The 19,117-nt window shown below is 64.1% G+C and carries 11 protein-coding genes; 4 read left to right on the forward strand and 7 right to left on the reverse strand.

All coding sequences use genetic code 11. From position 1 onward, the window contains the following. Window positions 1–189 precede the first annotated feature (189 nt). Both E4Q08_RS08110 and E4Q08_RS08115 read left to right on the forward strand, forming a co-directional pair. Window positions 190–741, forward strand: a complete 552-nt coding sequence (locus tag E4Q08_RS08110) for a phasin family protein (protein ID WP_211203356.1) — start codon at window positions 190–192, stop codon at window positions 739–741. A gap of 51 nt (window positions 742–792) precedes the next feature. After that, the gene (locus E4Q08_RS08115; protein ID WP_034915789.1) at window positions 793–1,341 is read left to right on the forward strand and encodes a phasin family protein; all 549 of its coding nucleotides are present in this window, start codon (window positions 793–795) and stop codon (window positions 1,339–1,341) included. Between the two features lie 64 nt (window positions 1,342–1,405). Here E4Q08_RS08115 and E4Q08_RS08120 read toward each other — a convergent pair whose 3' ends face one another. Both E4Q08_RS08120 and hrpA read right to left on the reverse strand, forming a co-directional pair. Beyond that, complete coding sequence (locus tag E4Q08_RS08120; protein ID WP_034915787.1) at window positions 1,406–2,161, reverse strand: competence/damage-inducible protein A; 756 nt, start codon at window positions 2,159–2,161, stop codon at window positions 1,406–1,408. Window positions 2,162–2,179: 18 nt separating this feature from the next. Then, on the reverse strand, window positions 2,180–6,112 hold the full coding sequence (gene hrpA / locus E4Q08_RS08125) for an ATP-dependent RNA helicase HrpA (RefSeq protein ID WP_169070003.1): 3,933 nt from the start codon (window positions 6,110–6,112) through the stop codon (window positions 2,180–2,182). 180 nt (window positions 6,113–6,292) lie between these two features. Between hrpA and E4Q08_RS08130 the strand changes: the two genes are divergently transcribed. After that, entirely contained in the window at window positions 6,293–6,613 is a 321-nt protein-coding gene (locus E4Q08_RS08130; RefSeq protein WP_169070004.1) for a sodium-independent anion transporter, read from the forward strand. Between the two features lie 185 nt (window positions 6,614–6,798). Here the strand turns inward: E4Q08_RS08130 and E4Q08_RS08135 are convergent, their stop codons facing one another. The 4 genes from E4Q08_RS08135 to E4Q08_RS08150 form a co-directional block, all read right to left on the reverse strand. Further along, a complete protein-coding gene (locus tag E4Q08_RS08135) occupies window positions 6,799–9,624 on the reverse strand; it encodes an nSTAND1 domain-containing NTPase (RefSeq protein ID WP_169070005.1) in 2,826 nt (941 codons plus the stop codon). Window positions 9,625–9,686: 62 nt separating this feature from the next. Next, window positions 9,687–10,268, reverse strand: coding sequence for a plasmid pRiA4b ORF-3 family protein (locus E4Q08_RS08140; RefSeq protein ID WP_034908670.1), 582 nt, complete (start codon window positions 10,266–10,268; stop codon window positions 9,687–9,689). Beyond that, window positions 10,265–11,644 carry a hypothetical protein gene (locus E4Q08_RS08145; protein WP_169070006.1) on the reverse strand — a complete coding sequence of 460 codons (1,380 nt, stop codon included), beginning with the start codon at window positions 11,642–11,644 and terminating at the stop codon, window positions 10,265–10,267. The genes E4Q08_RS08140 and E4Q08_RS08145 overlap by 4 nt, the downstream gene beginning before the upstream one ends. Then, the gene (locus E4Q08_RS08150; RefSeq protein WP_034911629.1) at window positions 11,566–12,093 is read right to left on the reverse strand and encodes a hypothetical protein; all 528 of its coding nucleotides are present in this window, start codon (window positions 12,091–12,093) and stop codon (window positions 11,566–11,568) included. Before E4Q08_RS08150 ends, E4Q08_RS08145 begins: the two co-directional genes overlap by 79 nt. A 264-nt stretch (window positions 12,094–12,357) precedes the next feature. On the opposite strand from E4Q08_RS08150, the gene E4Q08_RS08155 reads away from it, so the two are divergent. Further along, the gene (locus tag E4Q08_RS08155) at window positions 12,358–15,561 is read left to right on the forward strand and encodes a PAS domain S-box protein (protein WP_169070007.1); all 3,204 of its coding nucleotides are present in this window, start codon (window positions 12,358–12,360) and stop codon (window positions 15,559–15,561) included. A 45-nt stretch (window positions 15,562–15,606) separates the two neighbouring features. Here E4Q08_RS08155 and dnaE read toward each other — a convergent pair whose 3' ends face one another. After that, window positions 15,607–19,077 carry a DNA polymerase III subunit alpha gene (dnaE, locus tag E4Q08_RS08160; protein ID WP_169070008.1) on the reverse strand — a complete coding sequence of 1,157 codons (3,471 nt, stop codon included), beginning with the start codon at window positions 19,075–19,077 and terminating at the stop codon, window positions 15,607–15,609. Window positions 19,078–19,117: the final 40 nt, after the last annotated feature.

Genomic DNA, 19,117 nt, shown 5'->3' on the forward strand with positions numbered 1-19,117 from the left:
GTGTCAAAAGAAACCCCGGCCATTTTGGTGCGGCGCAACAAAAATGCTTGACATGGCTCAACGAAAGTCTATAATGCAACGCATGGTGCAGTGCAGCAAAAAGATCGTCAAGCGGAATGGCGCGGCGATCGGTGAGTTAACCATTGCACATGTTGTGTTGTGCCCCCACTTTAATCGAGGAGATTGACCATGTTCAACACCCCAGAACAATTCGCCGCCGCCAACAAAGCTTCCGTTGATGCGATGCTGACCCTTGCCAATACCGCGCTGGCCAGTGCCGAGCGCATTGCTGCGCTCAACCTGAATACCGCCCGTTCGATGCTCGAGGATGGCGTTGCCAACGCCAAGGCGATGCTTGGTGCCAAGGACCCGCAGGAGTTTTTCTCGCTGCAGAGTTCGCTGGCACAACCCGGCCTCGAAAAGGCCGTGGCCTATTCCCGCAGCGTCTATGAAATCTCGGCGCAATCGAAGGAAGAGATCTCGAAACTTCTCGAAGCACAATTCAGTGACTTCCAGAAGCAGGTTCTCGGTCTGCTCGAAAAGGCAACCAAGAATGCCCCCGCTGGCTCAGATGTTGCGGTTAACGCCGTCAAGTCGGCGATCGCCGCAGCGACCTCCGCTTTTGACAGCATGAACAAGGCTGCCAAGCAGGTGGCTGATATTGCAGAAACGAACGTCGCCGCAGCAACCAACGCCACCGTCAAGGCAGTTGGCACCGCCGCTGCAGCCGCCAAGAAATAGGCCTGTTAGCATCCTGCATACGCCTTACCATTGCCATTCACGGAGAACTCCATGAGCACCATCGACCTCGAACAACTCGCCCAGAGCCAGAAAGCCAACGCCCAAGTCATGATGACGCTGGTCCGCACGGCCTTCCACGGTCTCGAACAATTGTCAGCACTCAACCTCGCCGCCAGCCGCGAGCTGTTCAACAGCACTGCCAGCGGTGCGCAACAACTGCTGGGCGTCAAGGATCCAAAAGAGCTGAGCAACATCGCCGGTTCTCTGGCCCGCCCCAACGTCGACAAGCTGATGGAGTACTCCCGCAGCCTCTACGATCTGGCAGCCAACATGCAGCGCGAAATCACCTCGGTGATGGAAGATCAGTACAGCACCATGCGGCACAACGCTTCCGGCCTGATCGACAAGGTCGGTGTTGCCAACCCGATCTCGAGCGATGTCTTCGGCGCAGCGATGAAGCAGATGATGACGGCTTCGAGCACGGCCTTTGAAAACATCTCGCAGATGGCCAAGCAGATGACCGACATCGTCGACACCAATGTCAAGGCGGCTACCAACGCCACCGCTCAGGCTGCTGCCGCCCTGACCCCGAAGAAGTAATCCGCCCCCTGGCACCTGACTTCCGCAAACCCCGGCTACGGCCGGGGTTTGTTCGTTTACAGGATCAGGCCCGCCATTGCCAACGGATGCCCCGCCTCTCTACCTCTTGCCGTATCGACTCCATGGCTGCGTCAACGAGTGGCGGAGCCCCTTCGACCCCGAGTTCAAGATAACGTCGCTGCCCCTCGTCGGACATCGACGGCAGGCTGTACAGCCGCAAGGCAGGAAAGTCGGCGACGATTCGCTCCATCAGATCGAGCAGCGCACTCTCATAGGCATTCGCTCCAGTGAGCAAGAATGCCTTGTCCACGCAAGCCTGCGGGGCGAACAAAGGCGCGTAGAAAGTATCGAGCACCCATTCGGCCATCGGATGCGCCATTTGCGGAAAGCCCGGCAGGAAGTGGTGATCGCGTACGCGAAATCCGGGAATGCGGTTGAACGGGTTCGGAATGATCTCTACACCGCGCGGGAAGGTGCCCAGGAGCAGGCGAACGTCGGTGATCTCGGCGCCAAAGCGGGCGCGGATTTCGTGCTCCGCATCGGGATGCAGGACCAGATCGACGGAGAGCGCCGCCGCCGCCGCTTGCCGGGTGTGGTCGTCGGGCGTGTTGCCGATGCCTCCGAAACAAAAGACCACGTCCCCGGCAGCCAGGCTGCGCTGCAGCGTCGCCGTGATGCGTGCGCGTTCGTCGCCCAGATATTCGGCCCACGCCAGGCGCAAACCACGCACCGACAGCAGTTCGGCGATTTTCGCAAAGTGCCGGTCAACGCGTTTCCCCGACAGGATCTCGTCACCGATGATGATTGCCCCGAAACTCATGCTCACTCCTTCAACGGTTCACAGGCCTTCCCACATCTTCTGCAAGCGCTTGCTCGATACCGGTACCGGCGTGCGCAGTTCCTGCGCGAATAACTGCACGCGCAATTCCTCGAGCAACCAGCGGAACTGTTCGAGCCGCACATCACTCACCCCCTGCCTGGCCAGCACACTGGCACGGCGCTCGTAATTTGTCCAGAGCGGTGCGAACTCGGCCAGCAGGCGTGCATCCCGAATTGCACCTGGAACACCGCCCGCCTTCAGTTTGTCGAGACGCAGGGCGATCGCCTGGAAGTAGCGCGGATACTGCTGCAGGCGTTCGAAAGGCGTCTCGGCAATGAAACGTTTGTGGATCAGGCGCGCCAATTGTCCTTCGATATCCTGCAGCGTACTGGCGAAGGCCTTGAATGCCGGCAGCTTTTTCTGCAGCGCCTGCCAGTCGCCGAGAATCTGCCCGAGCAGACGGCAGATCTCCTGCGCCAGCAACCCGAGCCGCGGCTTGGCTTCGAGGCAACGCGCGCGGAAAGTGGCCGCATCGTTCGGCCAGGGATCGAGCAGGCACGCACGTGCGAAGCTCAGATCGATCAACTGCCGCCGCAACTCATCGAGCGTACCGAGCGCCATGAACTGCAGTGCCATCTGGTTGAGCCCCGGCAGATTTTTCTCGAGATACTTCTGCTGTTCGCGAAACTGCAACATGAACAGTCGCAACAGCCCGGCTGCATGCGCCTGGCGCGCCTCTTCGGGAGAATCGAAGACGCACAGCGAGACACTGTCGCCATCGTCGACCAATCCAGGGTAGCCGAGCAGCCGTTGTCCGCCGCCCACCCCGATTTCCATCCGCTCGGGCAGTTCGCCAAAGGTCCAGTCGCTCATTCCCGAGTACTCGCCAGGCGTTTCGTGCAGCTCGGAGAACTCCTGCTTCGCTTCACGACCCCACTCGGCGCGCAGATCGCTGAGGCTACGGCTCATTCCGAGCTGGCGCCCGTTTTCGTCGAGCAGGCGGAAATTCAGGGAGAAATGCGCGGGCAAGGCGTCGGGGCGGAAGGCATCGGGCGTGATCTCCCAGCCGCGCGCGTTGAGTCCTCGCGACTGCAGGATGAAGGCGATCAAGGCCATTACCAGCGGCTTGTCCGAAGGCGACACCTGCGCGACGAACTCGGCCGCGAAGTCGGGCACCGGCACCAGTTTGGCACGCAAGCGCTGTGGCAGCGTCTTCACCAGCTGCACGACCTTTTCCTTGAGCAATCCCGGCACCAGCCACTCGCAGCGCGCGGCCGGAATCTGGTTCAGTTGCGCCAGCGGCACGCTCAGCGTCACCCCATCGCGCGCGCTGCCGGGGTCGAAGTGGTAAGCCAGCTCATAATCGACGCCGCCGAGCCGCAGTTGATGCGGAAAGGCCTCGCTGGTCACGCCGGCAGCCTCGTGCCGCATCAGGTCTTCGCGCTGCAGGTACAGAAGACGTGGCGTGGCGCGCTCGGCGTCGCGTCGCCACTTGTCGAAACTGGCACCGCTGTAGATGCCCGCGGGGACGATCCGATCGTAGAAGGCAAAGATCAGCTCGTCGTCGACCAGCACGTCGGGCCGGCGTGACTTGTGTTCGAGTGTCTCGATTTCGAGCATCAACTGCTGGTTGTGCTGATGGAAGGCCCAGCGCCGTTCGAACTCTTCACTGACCTCGCCGCCGACCAGCGCCTGGCGGATGAAGATCTCGCGCGCCTCCTGTGGATTCAACGGCCCGAAGTTCACTCGCCGGCGCGCATCGACGACGATGCCATACAGGGTGATCCGCTCGAAAGCAATCGCCTGCATCGCCTTCTTCTCCCAGTGTGGGTCGAAGCAGCTGCGCTTGAGCAGGTGTGCGCCGACCTGCTCAAGCCATGCGGGTTCGATGCGCGCGACGCAGCGCGCGAAGAGCCGCGTCGTTTCGCTGATCTCGGCGGCGACGATCCATTTGCCGGCCTTCTTCTGCAGCGTCGATCCCGGATGGATCAGGAACTTGATGCCGCGCGCGCCGAGGTAGTGTGCAGATTCTTCCGACTTGCATCCCAGGTTGCCGAGCAGGCCGGCGAGCAGCGCGCGATGGATTGCGTCGTAAGTCGCCGGCAACTGGTTTTCCTGCCATTGGTGCTCGGCTGCGACGGCGTGCAACTGGCTGTGCACTTCGCGCCACTCGCGCATGCGCAGGGCCGAGAGGAAATGGTCGTGACAGGCCTCGACGAGTTTGCGCTGCGACTTGCGGTGCTCGAATTCGGCCTGATACCAGTCCCAGAGCCTGAGCCAGGAAAGAAACTCCGACCTCTCGTCGGCGAATTTCCGGTGCGCGGCGTCGGCCGCCCCCTGTCGCTCCTGTGGCCGCTCGCGTGGATCCTGTACGGAAAGTGCGGCCGCAATCACCAGCACCTCGCGCAGGCAGCCTTCGTCGCGAGCAGCGACGATCATCCGCGCGAGCCGCGGGTCGAGCGGCATCTTCGCGAGTTCCTGGCCGGTCGCGGTCAGCGCATGCTCGGCATTCACCGCACCGAGTTCGAGCAGCAACTGGTAGCCATCGCTGATCGCCTTGCGCGGGGGCGCCTCGATGAACGGGAAATCCTCGATGTCGCCGAGGCGCAGCGCCTTCATGCGCAGGATCACCCCGGCCAGCGACGAGCGCATGATTTCCGGATCGGCAAATGCCGGCCGCAGCGCGAAGTCCTGCTCTTCGTAGAGACGGATGCACACCCCTGCCGCCACCCGGCCGCAGCGCCCGGCCCGCTGGTTGGCCGAAGCCTGCGCGATCTTTTCGATCTGCAGTTGCTCGACCTTGTTGCGATACGAGTAGCGCTTGACGCGCGCCAGACCCGAATCGACGACGTAGCGGATTCCCGGCACGGTCAGCGAGGTCTCGGCCACATTGGTCGCCAGCACGATCCGCCGACCGACGTGCGGCTTGAAGATCCGGCTCTGTTCCTCTGCCGAAAGGCGAGCAAACAGTGGCAGGATCTCGGTGTGTGGCGGGTGGTGCTTGCGCAGCGCCTCGGCCGCCTCGCGGATCTCGCGTTCACCCGGCAGAAACACCAGCACGTCGCCCGGCCCGACGCGATGCAACTCATCACAGGCGTCTGCGATCGCATCGTAGAGATCGCGTTCGTCGTCGGGAGCCGCTTCCTCCTTCTCCACCTGCAGCGGGCGATAGCGCACTTCGACCGGATACAGGCGGCCCGAGACCTCGATGACCGGCGCAGCGTCGAAATGCTGCGAAAAACGCTCGGCGTCGATCGTCGCCGAAGTGATGATCAGCTTCAGGTCGCGCCGCTTCGGCAAGAGCTGCTTGAGGTAGCCAAGCAGAAAGTCGATGTTCAGGCTGCGTTCATGCGCCTCGTCGATGATCAAGGTATCGTACTGTTCGAGCCAGGGGTCACCCTGCGTCTCGGCGAGCAGGATGCCGTCGGTCATCAGCTTGATGAAGGCGTCTGGAGAAGTACGGTCGCTGAAACGAATCTTGTAGCCGACGAGCGTGCCGAACTCGCTCTGCAACTCCTGTGCGATACGCGCGGCGGTGGCGCGCGCAGCGATTCGGCGTGGTTGCGTGTGACCGATCAGACCGGTCGTTCCGCGTCCAATGTCGAGACAGATCTTCGGGATCTGGGTGGTCTTGCCTGAACCCGTTTCGCCACAGACGATCACCACCTGATGCCTGACGATCAGCGCCGTGATCTCGTCGCGGCGCAGGTTGACGGGCAGATCATCGGCAAACTCCGGCCGGGGTAGCCGTGCGCGGCGGGCGACGACGGCCGCCTGCGAACGGTCGAGCAGGCGGTCGCTTTCGGCCTGCAGCGCATCGCGTTTCGTCCCGAAGAGGTGCCGGAGATCGCGCGCCAGCGAGCGCAGCCGGCGCTGATCGAGCGCCAGGCAATCGGCAAAGGGATTGGCTGGCTGGCGGGTGTGCGAGGAAGATGCGGTTTTTGGGGTCATCGGTCAGCGAAGCAGGCGTACAACCGAGTTGAAAAGGGTTCTCGATTCGTCGATTGACAGGGTCCAAGTCGACAACAGATACTGTCGAAGGACTGTCAAGACTACCACCTTCTTGGATTGCCAAGCGCGCAATGCCTCTCGCAAACCGATTTCTTCCCGCCTGGCTAAGGAACTAGGTTCATGCGCATCGATGAAAGCCTCTTCTTCGGCAACCTCGGCGCCGTCGAACTTCGCCTGACTCAGCAACTGGAAGCGTCCCCCGCAATCCGCGACCTGGTGCTGGTGATGAGCGCAGTCAACCGGATGGATGCCACGGCAGTAGCGGTCTTCAGCGAACTCAACCAGGCCCTCGCCGAACGAAACAAGCGCTTGCACCTTGCCGAGGTCAAGGGGCCGGTCCAGGACCGGCTGATGAAGTCGCCCCTTTGGGCATCGCTATCCGGAGAGGTCTTTCTGTCGGCCAATGAAGCTTTCGAGAAACTCGGCGGTCAGCCCCACTGACCATCAGTGGCGCAGGCAGGCAGCGAAGCGAGCGAGTATCCCTGGCCCGGTGGATGAATCGTGGGGATTGCGCCAGCACCTGCTGGCACCGTTGGTGCTGACGCCTGGCGACGTGCCGCGAAGCCGGGGTGATGCCACGACGGGGTCAAAAAATTTCGCGGGCGCCGCTACGCGGCGCCCAGTGATCAGCGCGGCAGCGTTTCAGTGGCCAGCGGCGCAGCGCGCAGCGGTTCGATGGGGGCACCACGACACACCCGGAAGCCGATGAGGTCGTAACGGTCGTCCGGAGCGAGGTCGACGCGGTTCGCCGCGCGACAGTACCTCGGGTTATTGCTCCAGGACCCGCCGCGCAGCACGCGGGACACGCCTTCGTCTGGTCCCGACGGATCCCTTGCCGGATCTGCAGAATACGGGGCGTAGCGGTCCTCGACCCACTCCCAGACATTGCCGGCGGTGTCGTGCAGTCCCCAGGGGTTCGGATGACGATCCCGCACCGGCGTCGTCCTGCGTCCCCGGCAGTTGGCCTTGTCCTGCGCGAAGTCCTTCCCCCACCAGTACGCCGTATCCGTCCCGGCGCGGGCGGCGTACTCCCACTCGGCCTCGGTCGGCAATCGGTAGGCCTGGCCCGTCTGCTGGCTCAGCCACTGCGTGTAAGCCCTGGCGTCGTGCCAACTGACGTTGATGACCGGGCGATCGGCACGTCCCCAGCCGCCATCCGACGGGTATTCGACCTCCTTTCCGTGGCGCTGCTGGTCCCACACGTAGTAGTCGTACTCGCGGAAGGTAAGCTCGTACCTGCCGAGAGCGAACGGCCGGGACAGCGTCACCTGATGCGCGACGTCGTCCTTGCCGCAGGTCGCGCCTTCGACGTCGTCGCGTCCCGCCAGACAGCCCATCGTGAAGCTTCCCGGCGGGATGTCCACCATCTCCGGCAGCAGCGGATGGCCGGCAAGCGACCTCAAGAACCAGAGCGGCTTCTGCACCGCGTAGTCGAATGGCAGGTTGTTGCGGCTGGCCCACCATACGCCTTCGCCCACGCTGCCGAACACCCCCAGCAGGACGACGAGCTTCATCGCTCCGGACCAGCGACTCCACAGCACGAAGCGGCGTTCTTCCGCACCGAGCAGGTCGATGCGCAGCCGCCGGTAGCGCCAGAGGTCGTACCAGCCGGCAAGGTTCCACCAGCGTCCGAGAGAACCGCTGCGGCCCCACTGCTCGGCCTGGAAACGAAGCTGCTGCCGAAGCATGTCGCGATCGCGGTTCTTCTCGATGTAGTCGTGGAGCGTCGGCCAGTAGCCGATCGCCTTACCGGTCTTCGGATCCTTGACGCGGGCGCGGATCAGCGTCTCGTGGATCAGGTCGACGTACTGCTGGTCCTGCTCGGTGCCGATCGTGATCAGCCGCAGCGAACCGGCGTGCGTTGGCGCGGCGACGTCGGCGCGGCGCTCGCCGGAGAGCAGTCGCAGCACGCGCTCGCCGGCCGCCGCCTTGCCGTCACCGGCAATCCTCGCCGCTTGGTCGCGCGGGATGCGCTGCCGCGTGTGGCGGCCCTCGTCGTTGATGCGGGTCAGCCACAGCAGCAGTTCGAGCGCCGATTGCCTGCCCTTGGCGACCTCGCCGTCGATGCGCGCCAGCAGCGCGTCGGCCTGCGCACTGAGCATGCCGGCGATGCCGTTCGACTCGCGGTAGCGCTCGCCGCTGAGGACATTTCCCTGGCGCTGCTGCCAGAGCGTGTAGAGCGCGTTCTCGACTAGCGGCAGCGAACCGATCTCGTCAAGCGCGTTTGCGAGGATCGCCGTGCTGACTTCGCTGACGTCGAGGCCGGCGAGCCGCGCCGGTTGCTCGATGACTTCGCGCAACCCGTGCTCGGAGATCGTCGGCAGGAAGTAGCGCTTGCAGAGGCTGTTGTAGATTTCCTGCAGGCGCGGCAATTGTTCGAAGCGATCGAGGAAATCGGCGCGCACGGTACTGATCAGGAACAGCGGACACTCGGGGTCCTGCAGCGCCCCGGCGAGCAGGGCGTCGAACTGCTTGCGCGCTGCCGGGTCGGCGAAGGTGAACAGTTCCTCGAACTGGTCGACGATCAGCAGGAATGCGGTCTGCTCTTCCCGTGCGTCGCGCAGGTCGAGCGCCAGTACGCGTGCGCGCTCGTCCTGTGCGAAGCGCTGCGCGCGGGCGCGGGTGTCGCGCCGCTCGCCGGCGGCGATCAGGGCGTGCTCGACGACCTCCGCCAGCTTCTCCAGCGGGTCCCTGCCCGGCATCATCGGCCCGAGGATTCGCCAGCGCTCGCAGCCGGTGCGCGCCCACAGCGCTCCCTGTTCGATCATCGGCAACAGGCCGGCATTGACCAGCGACGACTTGCCGGCGCCGCTGTTGCCCTCGATCTGCAGCCAGCGGCAGAAGCCGGCGCCGCCGGCGCGCAGCCTGTCGGGGTCGGCCGGCTGCTGCTCGCCGAGGCACGCGAGCGCCTCGAGGGTTTCCTTGCGGCGTCCGAAGAACAGCCGGGAATCCTTGCTGGTGAAGGCGTTGAGGCCGACGAAGGGGCAGCCTTCGATGGCCGGCGGCGAGTCGAGGCGGATGGCGCGCGCCCGGATGGCGTCGAGCAGTGTGGCCGGCAGCGCCTCGGCCGCCCGCCAGCGGGTGGCCTGGAAGAGGACGAGAAACGGCGGCAGCGTCTCCGGCCTGGCGTCTTCGAGGAAGATCGGGAACAGCGGCAGGCGCTCGGCGTCCTTCGCCGGCGCCAGGTGGCGGATCAGGGCCACCTGCACCTCGGCGCCGACCCAGCGGCGCACGCCTTCCCTGCCGATGAGAACGACGAACGCAGAGCAGCCGTGCAGGGCCTCCTGCAGGCGCTCCAGCCACCTGTCGCCGGTGCGCAGCGAATCGTCATCCTTGAAGACACTCAGCCCGGCCTGTTCGAGCGCCGTGCGCAAGGCGATCGCCACCGTCTGGTCAGCGCGGCTGTAGCTGAGAAAGACGCGTTCCGTCGTCTGCTGGTCGGCTGGCGGCATCGCTCACCCCTCCTGATCGGCAAGGAACGGCTGCTGCCGGCCGGTGCCGGCCAGGGTCCTTTTCATCTCGCCACCACCTGACTGACGCGCTGGGCGTGTGTCGGCAAATCGAACCGGTTCGGGTCAAAATCGTCGCCCAGCCACTCGATCATCTCCTCGTGATCCTCGTGCTCCGGATCCTTCAGGACGTCGAGAAGATTCGCGTAGCCATAGACCCCACCGCAGTCCTCCGGTGGGCAAGCGCCTTCGCCGGCGACCAGCACGGCGCGCGGCGCCGCCGGGTCGGGCGGCAGGCGCGTCTCGATGGCGATGGTGTGCCACCAGTCGTCACCGAAGTCGTACCAGTAGCGAAACTTGCGCTGTCGCGCCAGCAACTCGCCGAGCGTCGTGGTGTCTTCGGGAAGCGCCGGTTGCCCACCGAACATGTTGTCGTCGAGGCTGGGCATGCCCACCACCCGGCCGGCCGCCCGGAACTCGTGCAGGTGGTCGTCGTCCCAACCCATGGCCTCCTGGATCACGCGGTGAAACTCCCAGAAGGTCAGATCCTTGTCGACCTCGACGCGGCGCCAGATAGCCGGTTCCCAGGAGTCGAGGCTGATCTTGAGGCGCAGGCGGCCACCGGCGTTCTTCGCTGTTGCGTTCATGGTTGCAGTACCTTGGTCGATTCCTCGCCGAACTGGCTGACCACGCGCACCGCCACGCGCCTGCCGGCCCGGAAAGGAATGGGATGGGAAACGAAGCCATACAGGCGGTCGAAGGCTTCAGCGTCGATTTCGATCCTGACCCAGGTGCCGGTGTCGGCGACGACCAGATTGACGTGGCTTTTTTTGGTTGGCCAGGTATTGCGGCTGGTGTGGCCGAAGACGTGCCGCGTGCTGCCCTGCGGGTTGTAGTGGTTGAGAATCGGCAGCACGCGCTCGCGTTCGGCGGCGTGCGCAACGATGCCGCGGTTGATGCTCTCGACGACCGGCTGCGGGTCTTCGTAGATCACCAGGCGCTTGTAGATCGGGTTGTCTTCGCCGACGACTTTGAGCTTTTCCTCGTACCAGCGCTCGACGATCTGCCTGACCTGCTGGAAGAGACGCAGGTCGGCCCGCTGCGCTTCGTCGCCGTGGATGCGCCGCAGGTAGTCGCGGGTCAGCTTGTAAATGACGGTCTGGTCGCGCAGTTCGTCGAGCTTGAGGCGCATCGTCTGGCGGTCTGCCGAGACGGCGGTGCCGAGCGTGGTTTCGACCGGCAGGCGGGTGGTGTCGAGGCAATAATCGGGCGTGCCGGTGAAGTCGGCGGCAAGGTGGTCGCTGTCGGTCTGCAGGCGGTAGCCGGTTGGGGAAGCGGATTTCGAGGCTGTCGCGCTCACGCAGCGCGCGCAGCGTGGCGTATTCGGGCGGCTCGGTGTGGCTGCTCTGGCCGGCCTTGAACAGCTTGAAGGGGATGCCGATGATGTGCGCGTACTCGGGCGGGAACTTGCCGGTCTTCGGGTCGATAAAGTAGTAGCGGCGGCGCAGCGCCCGGCCGGCAAGTTGGGCGCGGCTTCGCCGACGGAGGTTTCCTGCACCTCGCGACGCTGCGTACGCTGCCCCTTGCGCGGGAGTTCTGCCTTGCAGTTTTCGTAGAGGTTTTTCAGGACCGGCTCGTCGATCGCCTGGCTGCTGTCGTCGATCGGCAGGAAAGGAATCTTGATCAGCCCGGCTTCGATCGCTTCGATCAGGCCGAAGTCGCTGACCACCCAGGGAAACAGCGAGTACGCCGGAAACCCCGAGCCGGAAAGGTAGTAGGGAGTTGCCGACAGATCGTAGACCACACGCACCTGAAAGCGCCGGGTGCAGGCGCGCAGGCCGGAGAACCAGACGGCGGCGCGTTCGTTTTCGGTTTCCGAATTGTCGAGTTCGGTATCCCTGCCCTTGGCGCGCGGCAGGTAGCAATGGTGCGCTTCGTCATTGATCACCAGCAGCCGGCGCCCGGCCTTGAAGCTGCCGAGAACGCGGCGCAGCACCTGGTTTTCGTCCTCTCGGCTTTCCACTTTCCTGCCATCTTCGCCGCGCTCTGAAGATGTGTACCGGTGTTCGATTTTTCCGCGACTTCGTTGAGCCAGATCGCGGCCTCGACGGCTTCCTGCTGCGCGAAGAACAGCTTCTGGTGCGCGGCCCGCTCGGGGTTGGCAAACCAGTAGTCGAGCAGATCGCGCGTGACGCGGCTGGTAACGCCCCGGTAGCCGGAGTCACGCCAGGTGCGCAGTTCGTCCCGAAGCCGGTTGATCAGGTGTTCGCCGTACTCGGCCTGGAAGTCGTTCAGGTCGAACATGCTGCCCTGGTTCTGCTGGCCGATCGGCACCTGCGGCACATCCGGCGTGAAGAGGCGGCGGCCCGGGCGAATGTCCCGGTAGTTCAGGTTGCCCTGGGCGTCGGTGGCATAGTGCCGGGCCGGCTCGTCATAGGGGGAATTCAGGATGGGATTGTCCGCAGAGAGCATGGCGAGCGACGTAACCGGCTGGTAGGTGGGGCATTCTAGCAAACCCCTTCCGGTCGGCGACATCGGCGATGGTCAGCGTACTGGCATGAGGCCCCATCCAGGTGCATACTGCTGGAATGAACCAACGTCTGCGCTTTCTTCTCTGTCGAGAAGAACCGTTGATGACCGCGCAACACCGTGCCACCTTCCTGATCGTCGACGATTCACGCGAAGACCTCGATGGTCCGAAAGGGTCGATTCTGGAACCTCCTGGAAACCGCAGCGATGAATCCCTCAAGAGCCGGGCCGACCCAGGCGACGACCGGACCATCTCCAACCCGCGGCGCCCTGCGTCTCGTCCTCATCTACGCGATCTTTGCCGGACTCTGGATCGTGCTCTCCGACAAGGCGGTGGCTTGGCTTTTCCAGGATCCGAACCGGATCCTTCTCGCCAGCACGCTGAAGGGCTGGCTCTTCGTCGCCGTGACGTCGATGCTGCTCTATGGCCTGGTGCGCGGCCTCCTCCAGCAAGCGCTGGACTGGTCGCGGCGCGAGCAGGAAGCGCGTGAGGAGGGCCTCCGCAGCCAGCAATTCCTCGCCTCGATCGTCGAGGCGTCGACCGACGCCATCTTCGCCAAGGATCTCGAAGGTCGTTACCTGGCCTTCAGCCAGGGAGCGGCCCGACTGATCGACAGGAAAGCCGAGGAGATTCCGGGCTGCGACGACACGGCGCTCTTTCCGCCAGAACAGGCCGCGATGCTCCGTGCCAACGACCGCCGGGCAATTGACGAAAACCGGATCAATACGTATGAGGAAACGCTTTCCACCGCCGATGGGGCACGCACCTTCCTGGCCACCAAGGGGCCGCTGCGCGATGGCGATGGAAAGGTCATCGGACTGTTCGGTATCTCCCGCGATATCACGGAGCGCAAGCAGGCCGAGAACAAGCTGCGCGAACAGGAACGGCTACTGGCAGATTCGCAGGCCATCGCGCATGTCGGTAGCTGGATGGTGGACATCGCGTCCGGCCAGGTGATCTGGAGCGAAGAATCCTTCCGGCTGTATGGTCTGCCGCCGCGGCCAGGTGAATCGCTGAGCTTCGATCGTTTCGTCGACCTGCTGCATCCCGACGACCGGCCGCGCATGCACGACTGGTCTGCCGCCTGCCTGGCAGGACAGCGCATGTCCAGTCTGGAATTTCGCACACGCCCGATCGACGGGGTGAGCCGCTGGCTGCTCGGCCACGGCGCCCTCGAAAGGAATGCCGACGGCAAGCCCTGGCGCATGATCGGAACGGTGCAGGACATCACCGAGAAGAAGTTAATGAGCGACGAACTCGCTCGCCATCGCCATCACCTCGAACAACTGGTCGCCGAACGGACCGCCGAACTGGCGGAAGCAAATCTCGCACTGACGCAGCGTGCCGAGGAAATCACCGACCTCTACGATCGCGCACCCTGCGGCTATCACTCGTTGGCCGCCGACGGGACGATCATCGCGGTCAACCAGACTGAACTCGACTTGCTCGGCTACTCCCGGGAAGAGTTCGTCGGCCACAAGGTCGGCGAGTTCATGACCGCCGAAAGCCGCGCGCTGTTCAATCAGCGCTTTGCCGTCTTCAGCCGCAGCGGCCGCGTACGTGATCTGGCTTTTGACTGGCTGCGCAAGGACGGCAGTATCCTGCCGGTGCTGATCAGCGCCGACCTGGTGCGCAATGCCGCGGGAGAGTTCCTCTTCAGCCGGTCGACGATGGTCGACAACAGCGAGCGCAGCCGGCGCGAGCGTGAGATCGCCGAGATGCAGGCGGAACTCGCGCGCCGGGCCGAGGCGGCCGAGGCCGCGAACCGGGCGAAGAGCGCGTTCCTGGCCAACATGAGTCACGAGATCCGCACGCCGTTGAACGCCATCATCGGCCTGACGCACCTCCTGCGGCGTACCGGAGCGACGCCGGCACAGGCCGAGCGACTCGACAAGATCGACGGCGCCGCGCAGCACCTCCTCGCCATCATCAGCGATGTCCTCGACCTGTCCAAGATCGAAGCCGGCCGATTGCAGGTGGAGAGCACGGATTTCCATCTCTCGGCGATTCTCGACAGCGTCGCTTCGATCATCGGCGAATCGGCACGCCGCAAGGGCCTGCGGATCGACCTCGAACGTGATGCCGTGCCGCTGTGGTTGCGCGGCGACCCGACGCGGCTGCGCCAGGCACTGCTCAATTACGCGGGCAACGCGGTCAAGTTCACCGACCACGGTTGGATTGCCCTGCGCGCCAGGCTGCTCGAAGAGCAGGATGACAAATTGCTGGTGCGCTTCGAGGTCGAGGACACCGGTATCGGTATTACCGACGATCAGAGCGCGCGACTGTTTCAGGCCTTCGAACAGGCCGACACCTCGACGACGCGCAAGTACGGTGGCACCGGCCTCGGACTCGCCATCACCGCGCGCCTGGCACACCTGATGGGTGGCGAAATCGGCGTCAAAAGCACGCCCGGCGTCGGCAGCACCTTCTGGCTGACCGCCCGCCTGCTGCGCGGTCGTGGCATCGTGCCCGTCAGTCCGACCCTGGAGATTGCCGATGCCGAGGTCAGGCTACGCCAGCGTTGCGCGAGGAAACGCATCCTGCTGGTGGAAGACAATGCCATCAACCGCGAGGTGGCAGAGGAACTGTTGCGTGCCGTCGACCTGGCGGTAGACGCGGCGGCCGATGGTGAGCAGGCGCTGGCGATGGTACAGGGCACCGACTACGATCTGATCCTGATGGATATGCAGATGCCGAACATGGACGGTCTGGAGGCTACCCGTGCCATCCGCACCCTGCCCGGCTGGCAAACCAGACCGATCGTGGCGATGACCGCCAACGCCTTCGACGAGGTCCGCCGTGCCTGCGAGCAGGCGGGCATGAACGACTTTGTCGGCAAACCGATGACTCCCGGCCTGCTCTATGCGGCCTTGTTGAAGTGGCTGCCTGACGCGATGGCTCATGAGTCGCTCGCGACTTTCATAGTGACGGACAGCGGAATGGCGCCAGCATCGGCGGTGACGCTACCGGCAACGCCAGCGTCACCAGAAGCGGCTGAAGCCGCCATGGCACGCCTGACCGCTTTGCCCGGCATGGACACGGAGGAAATTCTCGTCGCCCTGCGTGGCAACACCGGAAAGTATCTGGCCCTGATCGGCAAATTTCTCGCCTCGCACGCCGATGACATGTCGCTGCTGGCGGCGAGCCTGGCCGAGGGGGATCACGTCAGCGCGATACGCGTGGCGCACACCTTGAAGGGCAGCGGCGCCCTCATGGGAGCCAGGCGGCTGGCGGAACTGGCGGCGCGCCTGGAGCAGATGCTGCGCGCCAACGACGACCTGCGGGCTCCCGACGCTCCGCTGCGTGCCGCAATGGATGCCGTCGGCGGCGAAGTCGCAGCGCTGGCCAGGGCGCTCACCCCAGGGCCGGCATCGATTGCCGCACTCACCGGCCCGCTCACACCGGAGTGACGAGCGGGATCGCGAGCGGACCGCCGGCGCTACGCGACCATCCCTTCACGCGTAGTCCACGCTGACATTGTCGCTCCCCAACCATTCGCGTATCGCTGTCAGCAGGTCGTCTTCGAGGCGAACCCGGTTGGCGTCGCCGAAAGCCAGTTCGCAGGTCGCGTTCCCGTTTCGATACGCCAGCCGCACCGGGCAATCGCCGGGAGTGTAAGGCGCCAGCAGGGTTTGCAGGCGGTGTACGGCGGTGCGCGCGTTGCTGCCGCTGGCCTGGCCGTTGAGCGACAGGCGCAGATGACGGGCAAAACGGCCGCGCGCTTCGGCGAGCGTCAACAGACGTTCGGCAACGATTTTGACGCGGCCTTCGCCGGCGAAATCATCGCGCTGGACGCGGCCTTCGATGATCAGCACCTCGTCTTCCCTGATCTTGGCACGTTCGGCTTCGAGCAGTTCGTTGAACACCGAGACTTCGAGTGCGCTGGTGCCGTCGTCGAGCTGGATGAAGGCCATCTTGCCACGTGCCGTGAATTTGCTGCGGACGCCGACCACCAGGCCGGCGAGCCACTGCGTTTCCTTCCTCGCTTCGAGCGCGGCCAGCGGCTTGCGCACGAAGTGCGACACCTCGGCCTGAACGCCATGAAAGGGATGGCCGGAGAAGTAGAAACCAAGCGCCAGCTTCTCTTCGTTGAGCTGCTGTCGCTCACTCCAGCGTGGCACTTCGACATACCTCGGGCCCAGTTCGTCCCTCTGCTCGCCGGCATCGAAGAGGTCGAACAGGCTGACCTGCATGGCGTTGCGCTCGGCCTGTTCGGCGGCTTCCATGGCGATGCCGACCGAAGCCAGCAGACGCGCGCGATGCCTGTCGAGCGAATCGAAACCGCCGGCACGAATCAGGGCTTCGATGGTGCGACGGTTGACCAGGCGTTTGTCGGCGCGTCGACAGAAATCGAACAGATCCTTGAACGGACCGCCGGCCTCGCGCGCCCTCAGGATCGCGTTCACCGCCTGTTCGCCGGTTCCCTTGACGGCGCCGAGACCGTAACGAATCGTGCTGCGGTCCACCGGCGTGAAGCGGTATTCGGAGGCATTCACATCCGGCCCGAGGATGCGCAGGCCATTGGCGATGGCGTCGTCATGAACGATCTTCACCGTGTCGGTGACGTCCATGTCCGACGACAGCGTGGCCGCCATGAAGGCGGCGCAATGGTGTGCCTTCAGCCAGGCGGTGTGGTAGGTGACGACGGCGTAGGCGGCAGTGTGCGACTTGTTGAAGCCGTACTCGGCGAATTTCTCCATCAGGTCGAAAAGCTGCATCGCCAGCTTTTCGTCGTAACCCTTCTTCCTCGCCCCTTCGCGCATCAGGTCGCGGTGCAGGGCCATCTCTTCGGCCTTCTTCTTGCCCATCGCACGCCGCAACAGATCGGCGGCGCCGAGCGTATAGCCGCCGATGATCTGCGCGATCTGCATCACCTGTTCCTGATAGACGATGACCCCATAGGTCGGTTCGAGGCAGACCTTCAGATCGTCGATGTAATAGTCGATCTTCTGCTGGCCCTTCTTGCGCAGGATGAAGTCGTCGACCATTCCGGAACCGAGCGGTCCCGGCCGGTACAGCGCGAGCACCGCGATGATGTCCTCGAAGCGATCGGGAGCGAGCTTCCGGACCAGTTTCTTCATGCCCTCCGATTCAACCTGGAAAATCGCGGTGGTATTGCCGTCCTTGAGAATCTGATAGGCGAGCGGATCGTCGAAGGAAAGCGCAGTCAGATCGGGACGCTGGCCACTGAGTTTCTCGACGTAGTCGAGCGCCAGCTTGATGATCGTCAGGTTGCGCAGACCCAGAAAGTCGAACTTCACCAGCCCGACCTTCTCGACATCGTCCTTGTCGTACTGGGAAACCACCGAACCGCCGCCGTCGGCCGAATAGACCGGGCAGAAGTCGGTGAGTTTGCCGGGCGCAATCAGCACGCCGCCGGCGTGCATGCCGACATTGCGCGTCAGATCTTCGAGGCGTGCGGCCAGATCGAAGAGATTGCGGACCTCTTCCTCGTCGTCGATCCTGGCCTTCAATTGCGGCTCGGCGACGATCGCCTTGGCCAGCGACAGCGGCTTGTTGGTCTCGACCGGGATGAGTTTGGAAAGCTGGTCACAGAAGTTGTACGGCAGATCGAGGACGCGGCCGACGTCACGAATCACCGCTTTCGACGACATGGTGCCGAAAGTGACGATCTGCGAGACCGCTGCTGCCCCGTACTTCTGGCGCACGTACTCGATCACCCGCCAGCGGTTGTCCTGACAGAAGTCGATGTCGAAGTCGGGCATCGACACCCGTTCGGGGTTGAGAAAACGTTCGAAGAGCAGCGCGTAGCGCAAGGGATCGAGGTCGGTAATCCCCAAAGCGTAGGCGACGACCGAACCCGCACCCGATCCGCGGCCCGGCCCCACCGGACAGCCGTTGTGCTTGGCCCAGTTGATGAAATCGGCAACGATCAGGAAGTAGCCGGGGAATCCCATCTGTACGATGGTGTCGGTCTCGAGCTGCAGGCGAGCGTCGTAGGCCGGGCGCTCTGCGAGACGTTCGACCGGGTCAGGAAAAAGCTGCTGCAGGCGCAGCTCAAGGCCGGCAACTGCCTCCTGGCGGAGATAATCGTCGAGCGTCACCCCGTCCGGGGTCGGAAAAGCCGGCAGGTAGCTCTTGCCGAGAATGATCTGCAGATTGCAGCGCTTGGCGATCTCCACCGAGTTCTCGAGCGCTTCGGGAAGATCCGCAAACAACTCGACCATTTCGTCGGGCGACTTGAAATACTGCTCCTCGGTATACAGGCTTGGGCGGCGCGGATCACCGAGCATATAACCCTCGGCAATGCACACCCTTGCCTCGTGCGCCTTGAAGTCTTCGCGTTCGAGAAACTGGATCGGATGCGTGGCAACCAGCGGCAGTTCAAGATCGGCCGCCAGATCGGCGGTGACGGCGACCAGCGACTCCTGCTGCGCCTGGCCATAGCGCTGCACTTCGAGGTAGAAGGCAGCAGGGAACAGTTGCTCCCAGCGGCGCGCGCGCTTCGCAGCCTGTTCGTGGTTGCCCTGTAAAAGGGCTTCGCCGACGTCGCCGGCAGCGGCACCCGAGAGAGCGATCAACCCATCGACACCGATTTCCTGCAGCATCCGGCGCGTGATTTCGGCCCGCCCACGCACCCGCGGCGCCAGGTAGGCGCGCGACAACAGCTCGCAGAGCTGCAGATAGCCCTGCCGCGAGCGACAGAGCAGCAGCAGACGATAGGGGCGGTCGGGGTCGCTGTCGTTGGCAATCCAGACATCGCTGCCGAGCAGCGGCTTGATCCCCTGACTGCGCGCCGAGGTATAGAACTTGACCAGACCGAAGAGGTTCGCGAGGTCCGTCAGCGCCAGTGCCGGCATGCCGTAGCGGGCAGCACGGGCAACCGCATCGGCAAGACGGACGATGCCGTCGGTGATCGAATACTCGCTGTGCAGGCGGAGGTGGATGAACGGGGCTTCAGGCATCCGGCCATTTTACCCCGAGGCGAAACGACAAACGCGATGA

It is taken from the genome of Candidatus Accumulibacter contiguus, from assembly GCF_012940005.1.
Lineage (GTDB): Bacteria > Pseudomonadota > Gammaproteobacteria > Burkholderiales > Rhodocyclaceae > Accumulibacter > Accumulibacter contiguus.

Coding starts and splice junctions, on each gene's coding strand:
- E4Q08_RS08110 (WP_211203356.1), top strand. CDS start 190: ATGTTCAACACCCCAGAACAATTCGCCGCCGCCAACAAAGCTTCCGTT.
- E4Q08_RS08115 (WP_034915789.1), top strand. CDS start 793: ATGAGCACCATCGACCTCGAACAACTCGCCCAGAGCCAGAAAGCCAAC.
- E4Q08_RS08120 (WP_034915787.1), bottom strand. CDS start 2,161: ATGAGTTTCGGGGCAATCATCATCGGTGACGAGATCCTGTCGGGGAAA.
- hrpA (WP_169070003.1), bottom strand. CDS start 6,112: ATGACCCCAAAAACCGCATCTTCCTCGCACACCCGCCAGCCAGCCAAT.
- E4Q08_RS08130 (WP_169070004.1), top strand. CDS start 6,293: ATGCGCATCGATGAAAGCCTCTTCTTCGGCAACCTCGGCGCCGTCGAA.
- E4Q08_RS08135 (WP_169070005.1), bottom strand. CDS start 9,624: ATGCCGCCAGCCGACCAGCAGACGACGGAACGCGTCTTTCTCAGCTAC.
- E4Q08_RS08140 (WP_034908670.1), bottom strand. CDS start 10,268: ATGAACGCAACAGCGAAGAACGCCGGTGGCCGCCTGCGCCTCAAGATC.
- E4Q08_RS08150 (WP_034911629.1), bottom strand. CDS start 12,093: ATGCTCTCTGCGGACAATCCCATCCTGAATTCCCCCTATGACGAGCCG.
- E4Q08_RS08155 (WP_169070007.1), top strand. CDS start 12,358: ATGAATCCCTCAAGAGCCGGGCCGACCCAGGCGACGACCGGACCATCT.
- dnaE (WP_169070008.1), bottom strand. CDS start 19,077: ATGCCTGAAGCCCCGTTCATCCACCTCCGCCTGCACAGCGAGTATTCG.